At 27.1% G+C, this 4,695-nt stretch carries 3 protein-coding genes and 1 pseudogene; all 4 read right to left on the bottom strand.

The genetic code is table 11. The features are described from left to right. Positions 1-776 (bottom strand): annotated as a pseudogene (locus tag Q0V15_RS11965) (AAA family ATPase); the annotation flags it as partial. 209 nt (positions 777-985) lie between these two features. Beyond that, positions 986-2,395: a VWA-like domain-containing protein gene (locus Q0V15_RS11960; RefSeq protein ID WP_297439310.1), complete on the bottom strand. Its 1,410-nt coding sequence runs from the start codon at positions 2,393-2,395 to the stop codon at positions 986-988. A gap of 3 nt (positions 2,396-2,398) precedes the next feature. After that, positions 2,399-3,523, bottom strand: coding sequence for an ATP-binding protein (locus tag Q0V15_RS11955; protein WP_297439308.1), 1,125 nt, complete (start codon positions 3,521-3,523; stop codon positions 2,399-2,401). Positions 3,524-3,547: 24 nt separating this feature from the next. After that, positions 3,548-4,399 (bottom strand): hypothetical protein, encoded by an 852-nt coding sequence (locus Q0V15_RS11950; protein WP_367173774.1) that lies wholly within the window; start codon positions 4,397-4,399, stop codon positions 3,548-3,550. Between the last annotated feature and the right edge of the window lie 296 nt (positions 4,400-4,695).

The following is a 4,695-nucleotide window of genomic DNA, read 5'->3' as shown; positions in this document are numbered from 1 at the left end:
CTCAATTTCTCTATATCAAAACTTAATTTATTATCATTATTATATTCAGTAAGCATACTTGCAATCTCACTTAAATTAAAACTCATATCAACATCAAAGTTTGTAGCTATATTCCAAGGAGAATTATATCTAGTATCTGTTCCATCCCTAAATTTAAAGGAATACAGATTATCTTGATAATCTGCATAAGCGAACATAGCCAAATCAGAGACTCGGAATGCCTGCTTAATATCATGAACCCCAACTAGTATAACTGACTTAAATGTTGATTTTTTCTCTATTGCCCTTGCTAAAAACAATGATCTTAAAATCCCTAGGAAGTCTAAAAACAATCTTTCATTAGATATTTTATCAACTTCATCAATCATCAATACAACTGATTCTTTATCTGTAATATCCGAAATTTTTTCAGCAAGTTCTGTTAACAGTTTAACTCCCTCCACTTTATACCCTATACACTCACTAAGCTTTTCACTCATAGCCATACAAAAAACTTCCTCTGATTTAAACCTAGAAGACATCATTTCAAAATCTAAACTCAAAACTTTATATCTACTCTTTAATATTTTTTCAAGCTTATTAAGTGTAGTAGTTTTACCATATTGTCTTGGTCTATTTATCACAAAATATTTATCTAGCTGAACAAGTCTTACTATTTCCTTAAGCTTCTTATTTATATTAACCATATAGTGTTTACCTTCAATACATACACCAGATATATTAAAAACTCTCCCTATTTCCATATCATCATCAAAAAAATCTAAATAATTCTCCATAATATCACCCTACTTTCTTATCTCATATAATTCTGCTCTAATATTTCCTTAATTATAACATTTTTACCTCAAAATATTAAAAAACTAGAAATTTAAAATCTCTAGTTTTATTAATTATAATATTGATAACTTAAATATATCTTCAACTTTAAAACTTTAATCTTCTTTCTATATAATATTATTAGTTTTTATTTAACTGCCTATTTACTTTAAATAAGCGGTGCTTGGCTATTCATAGAGTAACCATCTATTTTTATATCTCTTAAATCTATGTTATCTTCTTTTACTTCAACTCTAGATAATTTTTTTACTGTTCCATATTCTTCTTTTAATGAAAGTTTGTCCCCTCTGCCTGATATAATCCATAGAACTTTATACCCTCTTGGGATAACTTTTAATCTATCTTCACCTTTTCCATCTGTAAAGTAAATTAATAAATCAATTTTATTTTTATTAGCATATTCCATAACTGGTGTGAAAAGTGTTGCTCCCCTCACTTCATTCCTATCTTCTATGCCTTTTATAGATTTCACTTTATAAGTTTTTCTTATTCTATCATCACATTCTATAATAGTAATTTCATGGTTATAATTTTTTACAATGTTTAAAACTTCTTTTATAGCCTGTCTAAATTCTTCATCACTTATACTTCCACTTGTATCAATAGCTACTGCTATATTTGCTTTATGATTTCTAAGTTCCCCTCTTAAATCTAGTCTATTTGGCTGTCTTCTATTTCTTCTTGTTATAGTTTTTTTTCTACTACTTTCAATTGTTCCCATAAGTTTTTGTAGATATATATTCCATGGAACTTCACCTTTTGTATTTTTAAGACTTTTTATAAGCCTATCAAGATATGCTGGTACTGTTCCTTTTGCAGATTCATCTACTAATTTTTGTGTGAGTTCTAATATAGTTTTTTCATCTATCTTATCTGAATCATCCCATATATCATGATTTTTTTCTGGATTAAAATCAGTTTCAACAAGACTTTCATCAGTATCAACTTCTTCCCCCTCATCTTCGTCTTCTTCAAGTAAATCTACTGCAATCTGTATATTCTCTGCATAATATTCTAATGTTTCATATGGTTCTAAATTTAATTCTAATTTATTATTAATCACTTCAAGAGTTGTTGCATATGGTGGAAGATTATCTAAATACATATTTACAACTATATCCATCCCCATATTTATAGCAAACTTACTTATATGCTCATTTCTAAGCTGATTTGACCTTGCTGGATGTCTTGATACTATGTGCATTATCTCTTGTTTTATTGAAGTTTCCATCTGTTTTAAATTAAGTCTTAAAAAAATCAAAGGATTAAAGTAAAAAACATATTTAGAACCTTTGAAGTTTATTCCTGTCTGACTATTCATATCAAATTTAATTTCTCTTAAAACCTTAAATAAAAAATATCCATAAAAACTATCTTTTTCTTCCATAAGGCTAAAACTAACCTTATCTATAAGTTTAAAGAAGTCTATTTTAAATCTACTTGATACATCTAAAACTGCATTATCTTTAAGCAATTTTCTATCTTCAAAATATTTATCAGCTATTTCTTCTGCTCTTTTGTATAAATCTTTTACCTCACTAGCAAAATAACTATTCATAACCTATCCCCTTATCATTTTATAAGCATTAAAATATAGTTCTACAAACTCTTCATTTTGTATTGCAATACTATATACTTTATCATAGCTACTTTTTAAATCTTTCATAACACCTATCATTAAATCAACTGGATAGGCTTTTAAAAGTTCTATAAATCTACCTATAAGTTTATCTTGATTTTCATTATTTAATGTAAGTTCTAAGACTTTTATAATATTTATAGCTGATAGATATAATCTTGTATGACCTTGCTTGCTTACTTTTTCTATAAACTCATCATCTAAACTTTCTCTTAAAAATACGTCATCATAAGATATTAAAGGTGTATTATTTGATTCTACAAAACTAATAAACTCTTGTGCTATCAGTCTTCCTACATTTCCTTTTATAACATTTAAGAATATTTCTCTTGGAATATCTCCAGCTTTTTCTTTATAAATCTTATATGTTTTTGAAACTCTCTCATAACTTCTTGGAGTTGCTCTTACATCATCTTCATTCATTTTATTTAAATATTCTGGGAAAGTAGATATAAATTCTATAACCTTCTCTTCTATCCCTGCTCCTATTGCCCACTTAACCCATTGAAGATGGTCACTTTCCATATTAAGCCATACAAATCTATTTTCCTGTGCTGCATCCATATCAACAACCTGATAATCAAAATCTCCACCATACTTAGCTGATGGGTTCATTGCACCAAGAATTTTCACACTATTATGCAGTTTATAGCCATTAATTTCTCTATTTAAGATTAGATTCATAAGTTCTTGCTGTACTGTATGTTCACATCTATTTATCTCATCTATAAATAGTAAAACTTCTCTTCCATTTTCTATTTCTTCATCAATTTCTTTAAGCTTACTATGAACTGCATATACAGTCATTTTCTTTTCAATAGATGCTCCATTTTTATCATGAGAACTATAAGTATCAATAGTTGGAAGTCCACCTATTTCTCCTTCTTTAAGTAAATTACCATCTATAACTATAAGACTTAAATCACAACTCTTTGCTAGTTCTTTTGCAAGAGCAGTTTTACCTATACCACTTTCCCCTACAACTAATGGTACTTCCCCTGTTTCAAGTATTAATTTTGCACTTTGTAATGTATCTATAAAATTCATCTCTATTCTCCTTTTGTCTTTCTTCTATACTGTCTTTAATTTTTCATCTACTGCTATCATCTTAGCTTTACTACTTCCAAAGTTATAAATAAGCATCATTTTATCAAGTCCTATAACTCTACTATTTTTATCTATAACGCTGCAATTCATAAAATCTCTAATATATTTATCTGTAGTAGCTTCATCATCTAAAACTTCCTTTAATATAGGTTCTATATCTTCCTTTGTAACTTCACTTGCTATATGATTTATAACTAAAATATTTATCTTTAAAAATTCAAGTTTATTCTCTTTACTTAGTCCTTTTATAAATCTAATAGCCTTATCATTTTCTTTTACTGCTATTTCTTGTGCCTTTATGCAAGGCTTATCAATATATCTAAGAGCCTCATAACTATATTTCACAGCTTCTATTTGAACACTCTCATCTGGATTTTCTATATACTCTATAGCATCATAGTTTTTTCTAATTGCTAAAAGTTGAATCTCTAGGCTAGGATTTTTTACATATTTAATAGCCCAACCAGACTCATTAATAGCTTCTCTAATAATAAAATCTGTTGGATTTTTTATATCTGAAAGATAATTCCACCCCTTACTTATGGCTTTTTTCATCATCTTCTGTGTTGGATTTTCTATATATTTAATTGCATTAATATCATTTTCAAGAGCTGTGTTTTCCATCTCTATTGTTGGATTTTCTATATACTGAATTAAATTTCCTTTCCTGCTTAAAGCAAGAAGTTTCATTTCCTCTGTTGGATCTTTCATTGTTTTAATAACACTTGGGTTATTACTAATCATTTGAAGTATTTTTGTATCTTCCATTGTATATATCCCTCTTTTCTTACTAAACATTCTTCCGTATTTTCTCATATATAAATAAGCGTATGTAATATGCCTAATATCCTTTTAAAAAAATTACTAAAACTATTGTCTTAGTATACCTATATGAGAAACTTTATCTTTATATTTATTATACAGAATAAAATTAGCTTTATCAACATTCTATACTATTTAATAATAAATATTGTTTATAATTTTCTTTATACATATAATATTCAAATTTCCCATAAGCAATATAAAATCTAAAAAACTATAAATATATAAAAAAATAGCCTTAGAATATTGTTATTCTAAAACTATTTACCTATATTGTCTCTAAAATTTTT

Origin of the sequence: uncultured Clostridium sp., from assembly GCF_947036855.1 — a bacterium.
Taxonomy (GTDB): domain Bacteria; phylum Bacillota; class Clostridia; order Clostridiales; family Clostridiaceae; genus Sarcina.
This window is presented reverse-complemented; position numbering and strand designations above follow the sequence as displayed.